This is a genomic window from Hyphomicrobium sp., assembly GCF_020852195.1.
In the GTDB taxonomy this organism is placed as follows: Bacteria; Pseudomonadota; Alphaproteobacteria; order Rhizobiales; family Hyphomicrobiaceae; genus Hyphomicrobium_C.
Genome location: NZ_JADZBI010000001.1, coordinates 1 through 16,496 on the forward strand (window position 1 = coordinate 1; position 16,496 = coordinate 16,496).

The 16,496-nt window shown below is 64.1% G+C and carries 20 protein-coding genes; 8 read left to right on the forward strand and 12 right to left on the reverse strand.

Annotated elements, in window-relative coordinates:
* The coding region (locus tag IT540_RS00005) for a gamma-glutamyl-gamma-aminobutyrate hydrolase family protein (RefSeq protein ID WP_291171537.1) at window positions 1-523 on the forward strand (523 nt) is incomplete at its 5' end.
* A 64-nt stretch (window positions 524-587) separates the two neighbouring features.
* Here IT540_RS00005 and IT540_RS00010 read toward each other — a convergent pair.
* Together IT540_RS00010 and IT540_RS00015 are read right to left on the reverse strand one after the other, a co-directional pair.
* Entirely contained in the window at window positions 588-1,520 is a 933-nt protein-coding gene (locus tag IT540_RS00010; protein ID WP_291171540.1) for a hypothetical protein, read from the reverse strand.
* 31 nt (window positions 1,521-1,551) lie between these two features.
* The gene (locus IT540_RS00015) at window positions 1,552-3,294 is read right to left on the reverse strand and encodes a pentapeptide repeat-containing protein (protein ID WP_291171543.1); all 1,743 of its coding nucleotides are present in this window, start codon (window positions 3,292-3,294) and stop codon (window positions 1,552-1,554) included.
* A gap of 689 nt (window positions 3,295-3,983) precedes the next feature.
* On the opposite strand from IT540_RS00015, the gene IT540_RS00020 reads away from it, so the two are divergent.
* Both IT540_RS00020 and IT540_RS00025 read left to right on the forward strand, forming a co-directional pair.
* A complete protein-coding gene (locus IT540_RS00020) occupies window positions 3,984-4,115 on the forward strand; it encodes a hypothetical protein (RefSeq protein ID WP_291171546.1) in 132 nt (43 codons plus the stop codon).
* 90 nt (window positions 4,116-4,205) lie between these two features.
* The gene (locus tag IT540_RS00025; protein WP_291171549.1) at window positions 4,206-4,835 is read left to right on the forward strand and encodes a DUF3592 domain-containing protein; all 630 of its coding nucleotides are present in this window, start codon (window positions 4,206-4,208) and stop codon (window positions 4,833-4,835) included.
* Window positions 4,836-4,848: 13 nt separating this feature from the next.
* Here the strand turns inward: IT540_RS00025 and IT540_RS00030 are convergent, their stop codons facing one another.
* Both IT540_RS00030 and IT540_RS00035 read right to left on the reverse strand, forming a co-directional pair.
* The gene (locus IT540_RS00030; protein ID WP_291171552.1) at window positions 4,849-5,199 is read right to left on the reverse strand and encodes a hypothetical protein; all 351 of its coding nucleotides are present in this window, start codon (window positions 5,197-5,199) and stop codon (window positions 4,849-4,851) included.
* A gap of 375 nt (window positions 5,200-5,574) precedes the next feature.
* Window positions 5,575-6,030, reverse strand: coding sequence for a hypothetical protein (locus IT540_RS00035; RefSeq protein WP_291171555.1), 456 nt, complete (start codon window positions 6,028-6,030; stop codon window positions 5,575-5,577).
* Between the two features lie 97 nt (window positions 6,031-6,127).
* Between IT540_RS00035 and IT540_RS00040 the strand changes: the two genes are divergently transcribed.
* Complete coding sequence (locus IT540_RS00040) at window positions 6,128-6,349, forward strand: hypothetical protein (protein ID WP_291171556.1); 222 nt, start codon at window positions 6,128-6,130, stop codon at window positions 6,347-6,349.
* Window positions 6,350-6,460: 111 nt separating this feature from the next.
* Here the strand turns inward: IT540_RS00040 and IT540_RS00045 are convergent, their stop codons facing one another.
* Together IT540_RS00045 and IT540_RS00050 are read right to left on the reverse strand one after the other, a co-directional pair.
* Window positions 6,461-7,249, reverse strand: coding sequence for an SGNH/GDSL hydrolase family protein (locus IT540_RS00045; RefSeq protein ID WP_291171557.1), 789 nt, complete (start codon window positions 7,247-7,249; stop codon window positions 6,461-6,463).
* A gap of 38 nt (window positions 7,250-7,287) precedes the next feature.
* Window positions 7,288-8,433 (reverse strand): OpgC domain-containing protein, encoded by a 1,146-nt coding sequence (locus IT540_RS00050; RefSeq protein ID WP_291171559.1) that lies wholly within the window; start codon window positions 8,431-8,433, stop codon window positions 7,288-7,290.
* 152 nt (window positions 8,434-8,585) lie between these two features.
* Here IT540_RS00050 and IT540_RS00055 point away from each other — a divergent pair, with 152 nt between their 5' ends.
* Window positions 8,586-8,723, forward strand: a complete 138-nt coding sequence (locus IT540_RS00055; protein ID WP_291171562.1) for a hypothetical protein — start codon at window positions 8,586-8,588, stop codon at window positions 8,721-8,723.
* Window positions 8,724-8,787: 64 nt separating this feature from the next.
* Here IT540_RS00055 and IT540_RS00060 read toward each other — a convergent pair whose 3' ends face one another.
* The 3 genes from IT540_RS00060 to IT540_RS00070 all read right to left on the reverse strand — a co-directional run bounded on the left by IT540_RS00060 (window position 8,788) and on the right by IT540_RS00070 (window position 10,878).
* Window positions 8,788-9,600 (reverse strand): aminoglycoside phosphotransferase family protein, encoded by an 813-nt coding sequence (locus IT540_RS00060; RefSeq protein ID WP_291171565.1) that lies wholly within the window; start codon window positions 9,598-9,600, stop codon window positions 8,788-8,790.
* A gap of 21 nt (window positions 9,601-9,621) precedes the next feature.
* On the reverse strand, window positions 9,622-9,903 hold the full coding sequence (locus IT540_RS00065) for a hypothetical protein (protein ID WP_291171568.1): 282 nt from the start codon (window positions 9,901-9,903) through the stop codon (window positions 9,622-9,624).
* Between the two features lie 141 nt (window positions 9,904-10,044).
* A complete protein-coding gene (locus tag IT540_RS00070; protein ID WP_291171570.1) occupies window positions 10,045-10,878 on the reverse strand; it encodes a hypothetical protein in 834 nt (277 codons plus the stop codon).
* Window positions 10,879-11,251: 373 nt separating this feature from the next.
* Between IT540_RS00070 and IT540_RS00075 the strand changes: the two genes are divergently transcribed.
* Window positions 11,252-11,470 (forward strand): cold-shock protein, encoded by a 219-nt coding sequence (locus tag IT540_RS00075; RefSeq protein ID WP_291171573.1) that lies wholly within the window; start codon window positions 11,252-11,254, stop codon window positions 11,468-11,470.
* 60 nt (window positions 11,471-11,530) lie between these two features.
* On the opposite strand, the gene IT540_RS00080 is transcribed toward IT540_RS00075, so the two are convergent.
* Window positions 11,531-12,136 (reverse strand): class I SAM-dependent methyltransferase, encoded by a 606-nt coding sequence (locus tag IT540_RS00080; protein ID WP_291171576.1) that lies wholly within the window; start codon window positions 12,134-12,136, stop codon window positions 11,531-11,533.
* A gap of 341 nt (window positions 12,137-12,477) precedes the next feature.
* On the opposite strand from IT540_RS00080, the gene IT540_RS00085 reads away from it, so the two are divergent.
* Window positions 12,478-14,106 (forward strand): DEAD/DEAH box helicase, encoded by a 1,629-nt coding sequence (locus IT540_RS00085; RefSeq protein ID WP_291171578.1) that lies wholly within the window; start codon window positions 12,478-12,480, stop codon window positions 14,104-14,106.
* Window positions 14,107-14,219: 113 nt separating this feature from the next.
* Window positions 14,220-14,438 carry a hypothetical protein gene (locus IT540_RS00090; RefSeq protein ID WP_291171580.1) on the forward strand — a complete coding sequence of 73 codons (219 nt, stop codon included), beginning with the start codon at window positions 14,220-14,222 and terminating at the stop codon, window positions 14,436-14,438.
* A gap of 67 nt (window positions 14,439-14,505) precedes the next feature.
* Here the strand turns inward: IT540_RS00090 and IT540_RS00095 are convergent, their stop codons facing one another.
* Together IT540_RS00095 and pdxH are read right to left on the reverse strand one after the other, a co-directional pair.
* Window positions 14,506-15,537 (reverse strand): fatty acid desaturase, encoded by a 1,032-nt coding sequence (locus IT540_RS00095; protein ID WP_291171583.1) that lies wholly within the window; start codon window positions 15,535-15,537, stop codon window positions 14,506-14,508.
* Between the two features lie 146 nt (window positions 15,538-15,683).
* Complete coding sequence (gene pdxH / locus IT540_RS00100) at window positions 15,684-16,334, reverse strand: pyridoxamine 5'-phosphate oxidase (protein WP_291171585.1); 651 nt, start codon at window positions 16,332-16,334, stop codon at window positions 15,684-15,686.
* Window positions 16,335-16,496: the final 162 nt, after the last annotated feature.

The window sequence follows — 16,496 nt, forward strand, 5'->3', positions numbered from 1 at the left end:
GCGCGAGGAGAAAGTGCCGTATTTCGGCATTTGCCTGGGCATGCAGATGGCAGTCATCGAGATCGCCCGGCATAAAGCCGGCCTCAACGACGTTGGCTCCAGCGAATTCGGCAAGTATGGCAACCCCGTCGTCGGCCTGATGACCGAATGGATGAAGGGCAACGAGCTCGAGCAGCGCCGCCTCGGCGGCGACCTCGGCGGCACGATGCGCTTGGGCGCCTTCCCGGCATCGCTCGGCAAGGACACGCGCATCGCCGACATCTACGGCACGACGGAAATCTCGGAGCGCCACCGCCACCGCTACGAGGTCAACACCGACTACCGCGCCCGCTTGGAGGCGGCGGGCCTCCGCTTCGCCGGCCTCTCACCGGACGGGTTGCTGCCGGAGACGGTGGAATACCCGAACCACCCCTGGTTCATCGGCGTCCAGTTCCACCCGGAGCTGAAGAGCCGCCCCTTCGACCCGCATCCGCTGTTCAAGAGCTTCATCGCTGCGGCGGTTGAGAGGAGTAGGTTGGTTTAGGGCAACCGGCAAGAGTCTGGTGACACGTCCACGAACAACACCGTCGGGCTCGTCCGTGGCAAGATCAAGGATCAAGGCCGAAGGAGGACTGCTTCGGCCCTTCCACCAGTCCATGAACTCTAACTATCTCATAATGTGTGTTCATCCAAATTTGGATATCGGGGTCGAAGGACTGAGTAATGCGAAGATCCACGTCGAGGGAATCGCCTTGCGCGATTGCGATTTGTCGCGCAGCAAGCCTATCGAAGAACGTCGGATCAAGGATGGCGGCAGATATTTCGATACCTTGCCAACTGAATTGCCACTTCCGTTTGGAGCGACGGAGCACGGCCTTGATAATACCAACCGTAGTGCGCTCCGTGATTTGCCGACTTGTCGGCACACTGAGCGTGCGATCCGGTAGAATGTCGCGAAGGGAACGATCGAGTGCATAGTTGAGCTTCGAGATAACGCCTGGAAACTCAGAGCGAGGAATGTCGATGGCAGGCCGCGCGTGAACGTCTTCACCCGGGATGATACCCAGCGAAACCACGTCATCGTCCTGATGCACGGCCTCAATCGCCCTCTTGACTCCCTTGGCTACGGTCGGACTGCCAGCAACCTTTTCCTGATTGTCGAACACCGATTTCGGAAAAATCAATTTTTCCTGCGAGGTGACTACCACGAGCTTGTCGCCCTCCACGGTGTAAGTGGGTGTCTCGTACATGAGCTCAGAGTAGATATAGTTGACTAGCAAACCCACAATCAGCGCTTCGCTTACCCTTGCGAAAACTGCTCGAGCACGTTTGTTAGTGCGGATTTTTGCGAGGAAGCTACCCTCAGCGGTGTGCTCGAATATAATATCAAGCTCAACCTCAGGATTAACGAGCGCATTGATTTCTTGGAGCGCGTCAGCAAGCCCGGTTAGCGCCTCCGTCAACGTGTAGACGTCAACTTCGGAGCGCGGGCCACCAAACTTTATGGTGAAAGCATCGTCAGAAAACTCGCGAAGGTCCATCTATGCCGCCACTTGCTGTGCGTGATCGCCCCTATCGCATCTGCAAGCGACGCCGCACTGCCTGGCCAATCAGGAAAACAAGGACAACCGTAAGCACCGTTTGCGCCGCTTGGAGCAAGACTGCTAATAGTCGCCGACCATCGGCTTTGCTGCCAAACCCTAGACACTCACCGAGCCGCTCCGCTCTTTGGTCGTCTTGGATGCCGACGATCAACGCGTTACGAACAGACAGCTCAACCGCGGCTAGGATAGCGCTGCCCTGATCCTGTCCGCCGCATTCTCCGCTAAGATCTGTCGAGACGGCCAGACCTCCGTTCTCGAAAGAGATGCGTACTTTGCCCGCAGCAAAATACATTGCCGGAAAGACGCAAACCGCAAATGTCAACAACCAAAGCGCCGGACGCAGCCAGCTTTGCCCGTAGCTCGACACCAAGCCATAAAGGCTGCTCGCAAAGCCGCCTTCTAATTTCAGCTCCCTAACAAGCAAGTCAAACTCTGTCTTTTTATCGTCAGTGCGAGCTGCGAGACGGCGTAGCACCGTCAGCCGCTGAACAATGTCCTTGCGGTCGGTAGCCGACCAAGAGTTCTTGCGCGAGGGCAAGAGCGCTTGCGACAACTCCGGGAAATGAAAGAAAGTTGCTTGCTTGAAATCGGGATACCTATCAAAGCGCGCTTGAGATACGAGGAAATCGCCTCCGAAGTGCGATTTCTCGAACAACGCATCCCCACCGAAATGGGCACCAGAAAAATCCGTGTCGGCGCCAAAGCGAGCCTGAGAAAAATCAACAACAATGGCGTCATGAAGGTCAGCGTCCCGGAACACTAAGTTGCCAAAGCATTCAAGGTCTTTAAAGTCGACCGTGAGGCGCTGCGCGGTATTGATTGCCAGCTTACTAGGTCTAAAATGTGCGCCACGAAATGAGAACGACCTTCGGAGTGACGGATCTCCAATCCGCGCTTCTCTGAATGATAAAACCTCACTGTCCAGATCTGCGCGGAAAGTAGCCTTCTCAAAGGACACAACGAGATCGGCCGTCTCTCTGGCGCTAGCATCTGCATTGTCGCCGTCCGGATCACCGTCGGTGACAAGGCTGAACTCCGCCCCATCAAACGACGCGCCCGCATCAAAGACGGCTTCTGTGAAGAAGACGTTGCCTCCGAATCGCGTACCACCAAACGCTGCGTGTTCAGAGAATTTAGCATCTGCGAACCGTGCATGTGAAATAGAATAGCGGAATGTCACCTTCTCAAAGGCCAAGCCGCCCTTGAACTCGGTCGCCACAAAATTTCCGGCACCGTGGAAGACAACGTTCTCGAACGTCACCGCGCTGCCGAACGACGAACCGTCGAATTTTGCGGAGGCATAAAACCTGCAACCCCTAAAGCTTACAACTTGTCCAAAGGACACACCGGTGAAGTCCGCCAAGTAGAGCGTCGATCTCCGAACGGAAACACTTTGGAAAAATGTTGCTCCTGCGAACGTGGTCTTGTTTCCTCGCGCCGAGGGAACTGTAACGCCTCTCAAGCGTACCGGACCGAAAAATTTCGCGCCCGCAAAACTTACACCTTTATCGAAGCGGGTGTTGTTCAGCGAAACTTGCCCGGTGAACGTAGCGCCTGAGAAGTCTTGGAAGTCAGCGAAAACTTGCCCATCCAAATTCAGCGTTGAGAACGTTTTCGTTTCGGCCGGGCTGGATGCCTCCCTGGAGACAAGCTCCTCGTCGTCATCCAGTTCGACCGCTTCCTTACGAAGCGACGCGTCGAGCGAAGCCATTTTCAACTCCCCGCAATACACATAAATGGCAATGACGAGCACAATGCGCCTGCGCGCCATAAGTGTACAGACATCTGAGCGTCCGTCGGTAGGCGAATCCACAATGTTGCGTGGCACCCTCGCTACGAATCTTATCCCCTCTTCCTCACACCACCCTCTCCGCATCCCGCTCATTCGGGGGCCGGCGTGAGCTGGATGCCCGCGGGCGGGAGCTGCGCCTCTCCTCAAGACTGATACCCATCAGCTGGACTGGAAAGGTGCGGAGCCGTCTCCCCGGTGGATGGACCGGAGAGCAAACGCATGAACGGTGGATGTTCGGTCATGCGGCTTCGTACCGGTAGGGGTTGCGTCGCGCGGGGCTGGACACGTCGCGGGCGACCATCGCCAACGGCAATCCGGCATCAAGTGCGCGCGGCGTGAGCAGCGGCGGGGCGGGTCGTGCCGAAGGCACGCAAACAACGACTAGCCGCATCCCCGGATTCTACCCACGGCCTGCCGCTCCGCTCCCCGAGCATGCCGAAGGGGTGCAATCGAAGGGGAACAAGACCCGCTCTTTGAAACGATCCAGGCCATCCCCGCGAGCCTCACATCCTCGCGGCTATCCACGCATGCTCCACCAGCTCCGCGCGTCCTTGCGCGCCGCTTGGGCCGCCCATAGGCTCGCGCTCAGCGAGACAAGGAGCGATCCCATGCACACGAAGCACATCGTGACGTTCGGCGGCGTGGCCTGCATCCTGGCCATGCTGGCCTATCTGTTCGTGTTCGCGGACGGCCCGATCGTCGATAGCCCGACGCCGCTCGCCGTCCCCTCCACGCCCTGACGGACATGAGCCTGCAGCGTGTTCCCCCGGAGACAGCCGGACGCGCTCCGTCAGGCCAGGCTCGCAGCGCAAATCATGGGAGGAGTGGGGATGAGCGCCTCGTCGGCGGCCCGGAACGTTTCCTGGAAACAAGCAAGCTTCGACGCCTGGGCGAACGGCGCCAAGCGGCGCACCCTCGTCCTGACGGGACTCCTGCTCCTGCTTCTGGCCGCCGCCTGCACGTTCGCGGTCGCGGTGATGGGCCCGCGCCTCGTCCGCGAAGGACGCCTGCTGTGGTTCGGCTCATACACACAAGGCGTCGTCGAGAACGCCGCCCTGCGCCGCGTCGGATCCTTCAAGGGCGGCGCGCCCAAGTACCAGCTCACCATCGACTACAGCTTCGTCGCCCACACGGGCGTCGCCTATAGCGGACGAACGCTGCGCGGCGACATCCGCACCCCGCCGGATTTCCACCCCGGAGACGCGACTGGCGTCTTCTACGAGGCAGCCAACCCGGCGAACTCTGTTGCGGAGCACAATCTCAGGACCGACGTCTACGGACTGCTTCTCTTCCTGCCGTTCCTTGTCGCGGTGGGGCTCGGGTCCACCCTCTGGTACGTCGTCCGCTTCTGGAAATGGGCATCCAACCGCGCCCCACGGCCCGCGAAGTCGGGCGCATCGACGAGGAAACCGTACGTTCGCTCTCCGGCAGTGAAGCGGGCCACGTGGCTGCAGAAGTGACCCAGACCCTGGCTCACTCCCCCGCCGCGCCCTCCCGCGTGATCGAGCCGAGCACCTGCCTCAGGAGCTCCGTGTCACGCACGCCGGCCATCTCGCGCAGCTCCGCCTGCGAGTAGCCGCCGACGTCATCCGACAGCAGCGGCGCGATCTCGTCCTCTGCGAACGGGCACCGCTTGAACACGAACGGCGGCAGATCCGGCAACCGCTCCGCGCTGTCGCCCTCGCCAAGCGTCAGCATTGCCACCGCATCGGCGCCGAGCACCGTCACCTTCGCACGGTCCGGCGCCGTCTGCGTCACGTCGTTGATGTGATTGACATGCGTCGCGCAATTGTCGACCGCCGTGACGGCGTCGAAGGAGCACATGCCCTGCTTGTAGCGCAGGAACCGCGCTCGCCCATGCGCATCCCAGTGGCGCTTATCCAGGAGGTAGCCGCTGAATGCGCCATCGCGCGACTGATGCAGAATGTCGAAGGCGCACGCCGCAGTGCCGATCCCGGCCGCTCGAGCGCGAAGAACCCCGCGAACGGATAGGAGTCGGCAGCGGCCATGCCGGCGAACATCTGGCTGGCGGCGATCAAGCAGGCGCGCAGCTTCATCTCTCCCCTCGCTTTTTTGCACCACTATACAGCGCACCTCCCCGCACGCACCGCTGCAGTCGTGCCACGAAAGAAGCGGCCGCCGGCACGAGCGAACAAAATTCCCCGCGCAGACGGCCATGAGAGGATAGGACCGAAAAGGTTAGTGCTCAGCGAGCGCAACGTGCTTCCTGCCGTACTCCTTCCGGGCGTACTCCTTCCTCGGATACTCCTTTTTCGAGTAACGCTTCTTGGAAGGCTTGCTAGCGTAACGCTTTTTCAGGTCGCTCTTACTGGCGACCTGCTTCTGAACGGTGGTTTTCTTGGCGAATCGCTTCTTGCTGTACTGCTTTTGCGCGACTCGAGTCTTGGTCTGATACTTCTTGGCAACGGCCTTCGACTTGATCATTCCCGCATCCGCGAGCGCCCCGAGGCAGCGCGTGGAGAGGCGGGGACCGACATCCCTCATGCATTTCCGCACACCGGGAGTGCCCACGGCGTGATGACTGCAATGAGCGAAGTAATCGTCCTTGCAGGCGAGCTTGACGGTCAGACTGACGGCAAAGGCGTTGGCGGTTGAGAACGCGAGCACGACGACAGCGAGTATTGTGGCTTTCATGAGGTGTCCTCCGTGGCGCCGCAGTATTTCAACAGATTCTCGCGACTCTGACGAAGGTTTTCATGCATCTACAGCATGCAGAATGCTTGCGCGAAACTTGCCGTTCGGCATCGCGCGCATCCTCACGCAAGCGTTTGCGCCGTGCGCCGACGCCGGCAACGCGCCCGCAGCGACAATTCTCGGTTCACGCGACGGAGCGGTTCACATCGAGGTTTTCTCGAAAGAAAATAAGGAGATGAATCGGGGCGGCGTGTTGGATCTCTCGCGGGCTGAGCGCGAGCAAGAAAACGGGGGAGACATGACGCAGGTGCTGAGCTGATCCGCGAGCACGACGCCGGCGCATGGACGGCCGTCACGCACGGCGCGACGGCCACGGGCTCGATTTATCCCCGGCGGCGAGGGCTCATGAGAAACTCCGAGCCGACGCCCCTTACATGCTGGCCGCGTCCTCCGGGGCCACCACCTTGACGGCGGGCGGGGCGGCCGCCGGCGGCACAGCAGCGGCTGGCATCGCCGGCCGCGGCGGCGGCGGGATCGGAGCCGCAGCCGAGCGCAGCGACTGCGCCAGGAGGCGGCCGATGCAGTCGTAGGACCTGTCGTTGAGATGGAACTCGTCGGACGAGAGCAGCGACGCCGCCGTGAACTGGGCGCTCGCGATCAGGTGCTGCATGATGGCGAAGCGCTTCATGACGGGCACGCGCAGCTCGCCGGCGACCTCGCGCAGGGTGGCCATGTAGAGCGGCCCGTTCTTGACCTTCGTGAACCGCGGATAGAACTGCTGATCGATGAGCACGACATCGGCGCCCAGCCCCCGAAAGCGCGTGATGCCGGTGCGAAGCTGCTCCCGGTAGGTGTCGATGGCCACGCCGCGGATCGCATCGTTGACGCCGGTCTGCCAGAGCACGAGCTGCGGCTTGTGGGGCGCCACGTCCGTGTCGATGCGGGCCAGCATGTGCCGGGCGAGCTGCCCATTGACGCCCGCGTTGATGACCCGCACGTCGCTCTTCGGCCATGCAGCGCGGAGCTCCTGCTCGAGGCGGGCGGGATAGGTGTGCGTGCGGCTGCTCGCGCCCTTCCCCCACGTGCTCGACGAGCCGAGCGCCACGACGCGAATCGGGCTGCCGGAATGAACGGCGGCCAGAAACTTGGGGAGCGGCGCCTCGAGCTTCACGAGCTCGGGCGGCGCCGTGCAGCCGCCCGCCAAAGCCGGGAGCGGCACGGAGGAGACGCCGCCGGCCAGCAGGGCGGCGGCTAAGGTCAGGTGGAAGCGAGGACGGGCTCGGTGCGGGCCCGTTGCGGAACACGGATTTGCTTGCGGCGCGACATCTGCCATGCGGTCACACTCATGATCGCGATGCCGGCCACGTTCACCGCCAGCATCATCATTTGATTGGAACCCAACTCACGCAGGGCTATCCAACCAAAAAATGACAGCAGTGTGCCAAGAGAGAAAACTTCGAGTGAATGTTTGCCGCAGGTCTGGATGACGCAGGCCCAGGATTGCTTGAGCCACGCCGCATTTTTGGGCACCAGCGCGGCCACCACGTAGGCGAGGGCTAGAACGTGCAGGAAGCGCCACATCGACAGGTCATGCTTGCTCATCGGCTCGACCAGCTCCCGCGACAGGAGCCGCCCGTCCGGCAGCCAGGAATACTGGACCCAGGGCGCCGCAACGATAAAGGCGAAAATCAGGTAGGCCGCCGCGAGCACGAGAACCCAGACCTGCGGCGGCGGCATATGCATGCGCCGCACGAGCACGGAGGCCGCCGCGCCGGTGGTGAAGAGGAGCTGCCAGGCGAACGGGTTGAAGAACCATCCGGTCTCGCGATGGTGCGCCGGAAGGTTGACCGTCGCGAAGTTGGCGACCAGCCAGATGGCGAACGAGATCGCAAGCGTTAGCGCCACGCTCCGCCGCAGCAGGACGAGCACGACCGGCAGCCAGAACATGAGCACGACGTACATCGGCAGGATGTTCATCTGGTTGGGCTGGTAGAAGAGCAGCATCGCCGAGCCCAGGGTGCGCCAAGGGTCCGTGGCCAGGCCGCCGATGGCGATGTTGTGCACATAAGCCGGGTACTGGAACAAACGTGCCGCGCTGTAGAGCATGATCGCCGAGGCGATGAACACGATGATGTGCCACACGTAGATCTCGCTGGCCCGGCGGCTGGCGCGGGCAAACGCGCCGCGGAAATCGCCGCGCTCCGCCATCGACCAGTACGCGAGGCCCGCCGAGTAGCCCGCGAGAAGCACGAATACCTCGCTCGCATCCGCGAAGCCGAAGTTGCGAAGCGTCGCCGAGGCCCAGGTGTTGTCGGGCACGTGGTCGATGAAAATGAAGATGAGCGCCAAGCCACGGAAAAAGTCGATCCGCAGGTCTCGCTCTTTGCGCCGACTTGTGCTCATGCGGTGCCACGACCCAGATTGTTGACACGATGCAGGCGGTAAACCCGCGCACCCGCGACGTTAACGCCGGGACACGCCTTTGGTTTCAAACCTCGCTTAACCAAGACGACCCTTTGCTTGCAGTCGCAGCGGCAAGACTTAAATGACGCAAGATGAACGGGAGCAAAACGGCGGGACTTGTGCTCGGCATCACGATCGGTGTTCCCATCGGGGTGGCCTTGGGCAACATCGGCCTGGGGATCGGGATCGGCCTCGCACTTGGAATCGCGATCGGCGCCATCGTCGACTAGGGTCATGGCAATCTTGAGACCAAAGAGACCACCACGGCCCGAGCCGGCGCCCAGAACGGGCGGTTCAGCGGTCGGCCTCGGCCAGCGCCAGCTCCGCGACGCGGAGGTCGACCTCTGCGCTCTGCCCATCGTTTAGGCACCACGCCGCCGAAAGCCCCGTGTAGGCAAGGATCCACTTGAGGAGCCGCGCCCGCTCCAACCCCGCCGCATCGACGACGATGTCGAGCCTGCGCCGGAAACGCTCCGGCAGCACCGCCACCGGCTGCGACGGGTCATCCATATCCGGGTTGCAGAACAGGTTGGCGTAGTCGAAGCCCCGCTCGCCGACGAGGCTCTTGGGATCGATCGCGAGCCACCCGCGCGCGCCGAAATCGAGAACGTTGTCGTGGTGGATGTCCCCGTGCAGCACGCCGATGTTACGCTGCTCGCCGAGCAGATCACGAGCGGCCGCCGCGCATCGGGTGAGGATGCCGCCGAAGGCTGCAGCCGCCGGTGCCAGCGCCTCGAACCATGCCTCGAGCGGAACCAGCCCGTCGGGCAACGGCTTCTCGCGCGGCGCATGCAGCTTGGCGATGACGGTGCAGAGGATCCGCGTCGCCTCGTCGTCGCGGCCGGTGCGCGCGAGCTCGGTGAGCGATTGGCGGCCTTGGGCGCGCTCGAGCAGGAGCGCCGGCCCGTCCATGGCCAGCACGCGCGCCGCGCCTTCGCCGTCCCACCAGCTCATCAGCACGCCGCCGCGCATTTCCTCGGGCTCCGTGGCGACCTTGAGCATGGCGGGCCCACCGCCTCGGCGCACGGGAAGCAGCCCCGCGCGAGGGGTGACAATGGGCGCGCCGTCCGGGGCAAGGCCCCAGCGCGCGAGGATGGCGTCGAACATGGGTGCGCGGTTCAACCGGGCCTATAGCACTGGTGTCACGCGCTGGCTATCGAGCCACTTGGCGATAACGGTCCGGTCGTGGAACTCGATCGCGCCGCAGTTCTGGCAGACGATCATGAGCACGTTGAGCGTCGAGTTGGAGGAGCAATCGGCGGTCGCGCCGCGCTGGCAGCTCAGCGTATGGACGTCGAGGTCGCATTTCGAGCGGAACCGCCCGCAAACGGCGCAGCTCGTAAGATGCTTGCCGAACAGGAACTTGTCCACGTCGGCCTTGGTGATGTCGCGGGTCTGCGTGTCGGTCATCGCACCCACCCTGGAGCTTAAGCGTTTCTCCTGAGTCTTTTCTTTGTTTTTAAGATAGTCCGGCCACGTCCTGATAGCAAGGATCGCCAGCGCGATCTCGCATTGCACCACGCGGAATTCCCCGGCGGAGAACGCAAGAGCCTAGTTCTCGCCGACGCGCTTGATCTGCGGCAGCGGCGTGTCGTCAGCGCTCTTGAGCGCGACGGTCGCGCCGGCCCCGCGCTCGATGACGATCTCGGCCGACTTAATGCAGATCGGCATCCGGTCCGGCTTGAACGTCTGCTTGATCTCGAACGTGCCGTCGTTCTCGCGCACAGTGACGTTGGCCTGCCCCTGCGCCACCTTCTCGACCTCGGCCTTGCCGCCGAGCTTGGCGAGGTCGGCCTGCTTCAGCCGGTAGCTGACGGCGCCCGCGCGCACCGTCTCCCGCACCAGGAAATACTTGCTGCCGGCCTTCGGCGTCATGTTGGCCTTGAACAGATCGACGATCTTGTCAGCCACATGGTCGTCGATCACCTCGCCCACCATGTCCTCGACGGTAATGTCGACCGTCGTCGCCTTCTTGTAGTCGGCCGAGCCGGAGGCCGTGAGGCCCGGCACCACCTTCTGCAGGAGGTCCATGGAGAGGCCGGCGTTCGCCTGCTGTGTGTCGGAGAGCACGTAGTTCGAGATCGGCACCTCGCGCTTTACGGTGCCGAGCGCGGCGATGCTCGGATCGGACGTGAAATCCTTGACGCGGAAATAGGTGCCGTCCTTTTCGAGCCTGTAGATCGAGCCGGCGGGATCGAAGCCGTTCGGCACCAGCGGGCACTGGTAGCCCTTGGGCACGCCCGGCACGAACTGGGCGTTGACCGACTCGGCGGCGGGCTTGATCGAGGAGGTGTCGAGGCCGGTAACGATATCCGAGCAGCCGGCCAGCAAAGCCGCCATGCCGCAAAGGCTGATCCGCCCGGCCGCGCGAAGACCCGTCCCCATGTTCGTCCCTGCTCCCACCCCTGGTTGGCTAGAGTGGTATCAGGCGCTCCGCTCACTCACAATAAGCCGTGCCCGACTATCACCAGGAGTAACAAATCCTCGCCCATGCAATAAGGGCAGGGAGCATCGGCCGCCGCGGAAACCTGAAGCGCGTCCGGACATTGAGGCGCGACATGGTCCTTGCTTTCGCCACAGACACCCCGCATATACCGGGTGCCGGTGCGCTCCGAGGTGGATCGTACCCTCACGAAGTTTGAATGAGAGAGCGTGCCACCGGCCGTTTACCCCATTCCCGATTGACTGAGATTCCGGACGTACGGCGTGCCGTCCGGGACTGGCTGATCTTTTTTATGCACGCAAGAAGGAACACCACATGGATCGCATCACGGGCACCGTGAAGTTCTTCAACACGTCGAAGGGCTTCGGCTTCATCCAGCCCGAGGACGGCTCGAAGGACGTCTTCATCCACGTCTCGGCTCTCGAGCGCGCCGGCATCAACGGCGTCTACGAGGGCGACAAGCTCTCGTTCGTGCTCGAGGACGACCGCAAGGGCCGCGGCAAGCAGGCCGGCCAGGTCCAGCTCGTCTCGTAAGCGAGCTGCCAGATCCGATAGGATCACGAGCCGCCGGCTTTCGCCGGCGGCTTTTTTTGTTCAACCCAATCGTGCAAGCCAAACCGTGTGCCTGCCGCAGGCCTCGTCCTCGGCCACGTGGTCGAGAACCACGAAACCATGCTCCGCGAGCAGGACCCGGTAAGCGTCGGGGGCGAGACTCGCATGATAGAGCGGCTCGCCGCGGTACGCGCCGATCGCCTCCCCGTCCGCCGGACCGCTGGTGAAGAGAAGCGCGGCACCCGCTGTCGCATGGGCGCGGAAGACGGCGAACATGGCCCGTTGGTCCGCGCGCGTCAGGTGGAAGAAGCTGTTCCAGGCCATCAACCCGCCGAAGCGGGTACCGAGATCGAGCCGGCGCATGTCGGCGACGATCCAGTCGTGGCCGGGAAACCGCGCCCGCGCGATCCCGATCAGCGACGGCGACGAGTCGACGCCCGTGACCGGATGGCCGTTCTCGATCAGATAGCGCGCGATGGGCTCGCCCGAGCCGCAGCCGAGATCGAGGATTGAGCGATCGGCCCCCAACGCCGCGCGGAACCGGTCGAGCCAGGACCGCTCGAACAGCGATCTCCCGCGGTCGCCGTCCCACGCCTCGGCGTGGCGCTCATAGAGGGCGATGATCTGTTCGGCCGACGGATGGTGCATCCGGCCAGTGTCCGGGACCGATGGCCCCGGCGCAAGATGTAGATCCCGCCGCAACCGACTGCGACACCGCCCTGCCGCGTTCATCCTTGACTTCGCACCCGCAACATGAGACAAGCCGCGCAACGCTCGAAGGAATCGAGCGTCTTCCGGCGCTCCAGCCGCGTGAAGGGACATGTCTCGGGCAGCAATTTGGCCCTATTCGTCCCCCTGTTGAGCGCCCTGAAACAATCCCCATCCGACAGCCCAGGCCACGCGGGGCGTCATCGAAGAGAAGCATTGCCTCGCCATGAATGGCGCGGGCTGCTTGCCGCTACGCGCGGCCTTACAAGAAAGACTGTCCTTTGACATCATTTTCCGACCTCCGCCTCGCAACGCCGATCCTCAAGGCCCTCGAGGGCGAAGGCTACAAGACCCCGACACCGATCCAGGCAAAGGCCATTCCGCCCGTCATGGAAGGGCGCAACCTCCTCGGCATCGCCCAGACTGGCACCGGCAAGACTGCCGCCTTCGCGCTGCCGATCCTGCATCGGCTCGCCGCCGACCGCCGCCCGGCCCCGCGCAAGGGCTGCCGCGTGCTGGTGCTTTCGCCGACACGTGAGCTCTGCTCGCAGATCGGCGAGAGCTTCCGCGCCTACGGCCGCCACCTCGGCATTTCCGTCGCCGTCGTCTTCGGCGGCGTCGGCCACCGTCCGCAGATCCAGGCGCTCGCGCGCGGCGTCGACGTGCTGGTCGCCGCCCCGGGCCGCCTCCTCGACCTGATGGAGCAGCGCGCCGTCGACCTCTCGGGCACCGAGATCTTCGTGCTCGACGAGGCCGACCAGATGCTCGACCTCGGCTTCGTGAAGCCGATCCGTCGCATCGTCTCGCACCTGTCGCAGCGCCGCCAGAACCTGTTCTTCTCGGCCACCATGCCGGCCGAGATCGCGGGGCTCGCGAACGAGCTCCTGAACGACCCCGTGAAGGTCTCCGTGGCACCTGTCGCCACCACCGCCGAGCGCGTCCGCCAGCGGGTGATCATGATCGAGGCCGGCAAGAAGCGTGCGCTCCTGGCCGAGCTGCTCGCGGACCCCGAGATGACGCGGACGCTCGTCTTCACGCGCACCAAGCGCGGCGCCGACCGCGTCGCCCGCCATCTGGAGAGCGGCGGCACCAAGGTCGCGGCCATTCACGGCAACAAGAGCCAGCGCCAGCGCGAGTTGGCGCTCGAGGACTTCAAGCAGTCCCGCATCAACGTGCTGGTCGCGACCGACATCGCCGCCCGCGGCATCGACATCGATCTCGTGACGCACGTCGTGAACTACGAGCTGCCCGAGGTCCCTGAAGCCTACGTGCACCGCATCGGCCGCACAGCCCGTGCCGGCGCCTCCGGCATCGCCATCTCGCTCTGCGATGCGGAGGAGCGCGACCAGCTCCGCGCCATCGAGCGCCTGACACGCCAACAGATCCCCAACGAGGATCGCCGCAACGACCCCTCTATCGTCGCCGACCGCACGCCGCCGCGCCGCGAGGACGGAGAGCGCACCAGCGGCCCCCACCGCGGACCCCGGCACCACGGCGGCCGCGCCGATGAGCGCGAGCATCGCCGCGGACGTCAAGCCCATGGCGATCGCAGCCGCAGCCGGCCGGCGCATGGCGACGAGCCCCGCTCGGCTGCCAAGCCTGCCCATGGTCAGGGTGAGCACGCACACAACGGTCACGGTCACCGCGCGCGCACCCGGCACGCGGACGAACAGCGCAATGGCAATGGCAACGGCCATGAGCGCCGCGCCGAGCCGCGCTCTCACGACCGCACGCGCGATAGCGAGGCGACGGGCTCGCTGCGCGACGTCGCGTTCCTCGCGCGGCCCGCTCACGGTCACCGCGACCGCAACGGCGCCGCGCGCCCGCACGGCGGCGGACATGAACGCCCGCGGAGGCCCGGCTTCGGCGCCGCCCGGCACGGGTCGTCCCGCAACCGGGACGCCGGCTGAGCGAAGCGCCGGGCTGCGATCCGCAGCTCCGCACGCGCATGCTTGATTTGAAAACTGGCCGGAATCGCCGGGCCCGACGCCCGCCTTTCCGGCCGCCTGCTTACGGAGGACCGATGGCACGCAAGAAACCCAATCCGAAAGCCGCGTTCGTTCTTTTCAACGTCCTCTATGAGGACGGCTCCCAGACCTCGAACCGCAAGGTTCCGAGCGAGATTCTGGGCGGCCTTGACGGCGATGACCCCGCGCGCGCCGTGATTGAGGCGCAGGACCAGGAAATCGCCGAACGCTCCGGCCGCTCGCGCGGCCCGATCAAGTCCATCGAGCGCGCCTGACCCCTTTTAGAAGCACGGACCAACGAAAACGGCCGCTCGCGCGAGCGGCCGTTTTCGTTTCGATAGCCTAGGCGGTCGCGACGTCCGACAGGGAGACGAGCCGGCGCTGGCTCTCATCCCAGAGGCGCAGCCTGACGCACTTGAAGCTCTCCCACAGCGTGATCCGGTGAACATTCGCGAGCTCCGGAAAGTCGCGCAGGACCTTCGGCAGGTTGTAGTACGGAATGCGGCTGTAGAGATGATGCACGTGGTGCACGCCGATGTTCGCCGTGAGCCACGGCAGGATGCCGGGGAGATCGTAGTGCGAGCTGCCGTGCAGCGCCGCCTCGTGCACGTTCCACTCCGGCTTCTCGGCCCAGATCGTATCCTCGAACTGGTGCTGGATGTAGAACAGCCAGACGCCGATGGACGAGCCGACGATCACGATCGGAAGCTGCACCGCCAGGAACGCCTTCCACCCGACGAGCCAGATCACGATCCCGCCGATGAGGACGAGGCCAACGTTGGTGCCCATCACGCTGGCCCAGCTACGCCAGTCAGCCCCGCGCAGCATGCTGAACGGCAGCCGATGCTGCACGACGAACAGCAGCGTCGGCCCGATTCCGAACAGAATGAGCGGATGACGATAGGTGCGGTAGAGGAAACGGCGCCAGGGCGAGAGCGCGCGGTACTCGCGGACGGTCAGCGTATCGATGTCTCCGGTCCCGCGATCGTCAAGGCTGCCGTGCGTTGCGTGATGGATGGCATGGCTGCGCTTCCACGCATCGTAGGGCGTGAGCGTCAGCACGCCGATGACGCGGCCGATCCAGTCGTTGGTGAGCTTCTTGCGGAACAGCGCGCCATGCCCGCAGTCGTGCTGAATCAGGAACAGGCGCACGAGGAAGAACGCGGCCGGAACGGCAATCAGAAGCGTCAGCCAGTAGCTGACATAGAGCGCTGCCCATGCCGCCACCCAGAGTGCAACGAACGGGATGAAGGTGACGAAGATCTCGAACACGCTGCGCCCGAGGTCGGGGTGCCGATAGCGCTGGAGGATTACGATCCAGTCGCGCGCCTGAGCGGGCTGCGCCGACGCATCGGACGCAAGTGAGTGTGCCAAAGGTTCCCCCCGTGAATTCGCGGTCGAGCCCGCCCGCCGAGGCGACCCCCCTGGAAATGTCGGAGGCACACTTGCAGGGCGTCGCACGTTCCGCAAGGGGTGTAAGGGGATTCTAAGACACCGGTGCGAAAAAACCGCCCCCCTGCTCACGGATAGAGCCGTGCCTTGGTCCAGGACTCCGAGACGTCGGCGCGCCGGAACACCACGCGGTCGTGCAGGCGGAACGGCCGGTCGCGCCACAGCTCGATTTCGACCGGTGTCAGCCGGAATCCGGACCAGTGCGGCGGCCGCGGAATGTCGCCGATGCCGAACTTGGCCGTGTACTCCGCCACCTTTTTCTCGAGCGCGAACCGGCTCTCCAACGGACGTGACTGATCCGACGCCCACGCCCCAATGCGCGAGAGGCGGGGTCGCGTCGCGAAATAGAGATCGGCCTCCTCCGCCGAGACCGGCGTGACGAGCCCGCGCGCCCGCACCTGCCGCCGGAGCGACTTCCAGTGGAACAGCAGCGCGGCCTTATGCGAAGCCGCAAGCTCACGGCCCTTGGCGCTTTCGAGGTTCGTGAAGAACACGAAGCCGCGTGCCGGATGCTCCGCACCGTCGACCCCCTTGAGCAGCACCATGCGCACGTTCGGCAGCCCGTCGCCGTCGACGGTGGCAAGCGCCATACCGTTGGGATCGTTCGGCTCTGATGAGGCCGCCTCCGCGAGCCAGGCCTCGAACAGCGCGAACGGATCGTCGCCCGCCGTGAAGTGATCCGGCTCTGTCTCTGCCCTGCGCTGAAGGTCGTCGCTCACGTGATACCTGCCCGATGCACCTGATCCGCACCATCTCATACGTTTCTCTATCCCGGCCTGCGCCGGAATGACGTCAGAGCGGACCCCGACTGCCTCCAGAGCCCTGCTTCGCCTCAGTGCCCAGACACATCTATTCTCTTGCACGCCGGCCGCCGCGGACAC

Excerpts from the sequence above, each read along its gene's own strand:
- IT540_RS00080 (WP_291171576.1), bottom strand. The coding sequence starts at position 12,136 with ATGCACCATCCGTCGGCCGAACAGATCATCGCCCTCTATGAGCGCCAC.
- IT540_RS00050 (WP_291171559.1), bottom strand. The coding sequence starts at position 8,433 with ATGAGCACAAGTCGGCGCAAAGAGCGAGACCTGCGGATCGACTTTTTC.
- IT540_RS00065 (WP_291171568.1), bottom strand. The coding sequence starts at position 9,903 with ATGACCGACACGCAGACCCGCGACATCACCAAGGCCGACGTGGACAAG.
- IT540_RS00035 (WP_291171555.1), bottom strand. The coding sequence starts at position 6,030 with ATGAAAGCCACAATACTCGCTGTCGTCGTGCTCGCGTTCTCAACCGCC.
- IT540_RS00055 (WP_291171562.1), top strand. The coding sequence starts at position 8,586 with ATGAACGGGAGCAAAACGGCGGGACTTGTGCTCGGCATCACGATCGGT.
- IT540_RS00030 (WP_291171552.1), bottom strand. The coding sequence starts at position 5,199 with ATGTGCTCCTTCGACGCCGTCACGGCGGTCGACAATTGCGCGACGCAT.
- IT540_RS00015 (WP_291171543.1), bottom strand. The coding sequence starts at position 3,294 with ATGGCTTCGCTCGACGCGTCGCTTCGTAAGGAAGCGGTCGAACTGGAT.
- IT540_RS00070 (WP_291171570.1), bottom strand. The coding sequence starts at position 10,878 with ATGGGGACGGGTCTTCGCGCGGCCGGGCGGATCAGCCTTTGCGGCATG.
- IT540_RS00020 (WP_291171546.1), top strand. The coding sequence starts at position 3,984 with ATGCACACGAAGCACATCGTGACGTTCGGCGGCGTGGCCTGCATCCTG.
- IT540_RS00090 (WP_291171580.1), top strand. The coding sequence starts at position 14,220 with ATGGCACGCAAGAAACCCAATCCGAAAGCCGCGTTCGTTCTTTTCAAC.
- IT540_RS00060 (WP_291171565.1), bottom strand. The coding sequence starts at position 9,600 with ATGTTCGACGCCATCCTCGCGCGCTGGGGCCTTGCCCCGGACGGCGCG.
- IT540_RS00075 (WP_291171573.1), top strand. The coding sequence starts at position 11,252 with ATGGATCGCATCACGGGCACCGTGAAGTTCTTCAACACGTCGAAGGGC.
- IT540_RS00025 (WP_291171549.1), top strand. The coding sequence starts at position 4,206 with ATGAGCGCCTCGTCGGCGGCCCGGAACGTTTCCTGGAAACAAGCAAGC.
- IT540_RS00010 (WP_291171540.1), bottom strand. The coding sequence starts at position 1,520 with ATGGACCTTCGCGAGTTTTCTGACGATGCTTTCACCATAAAGTTTGGT.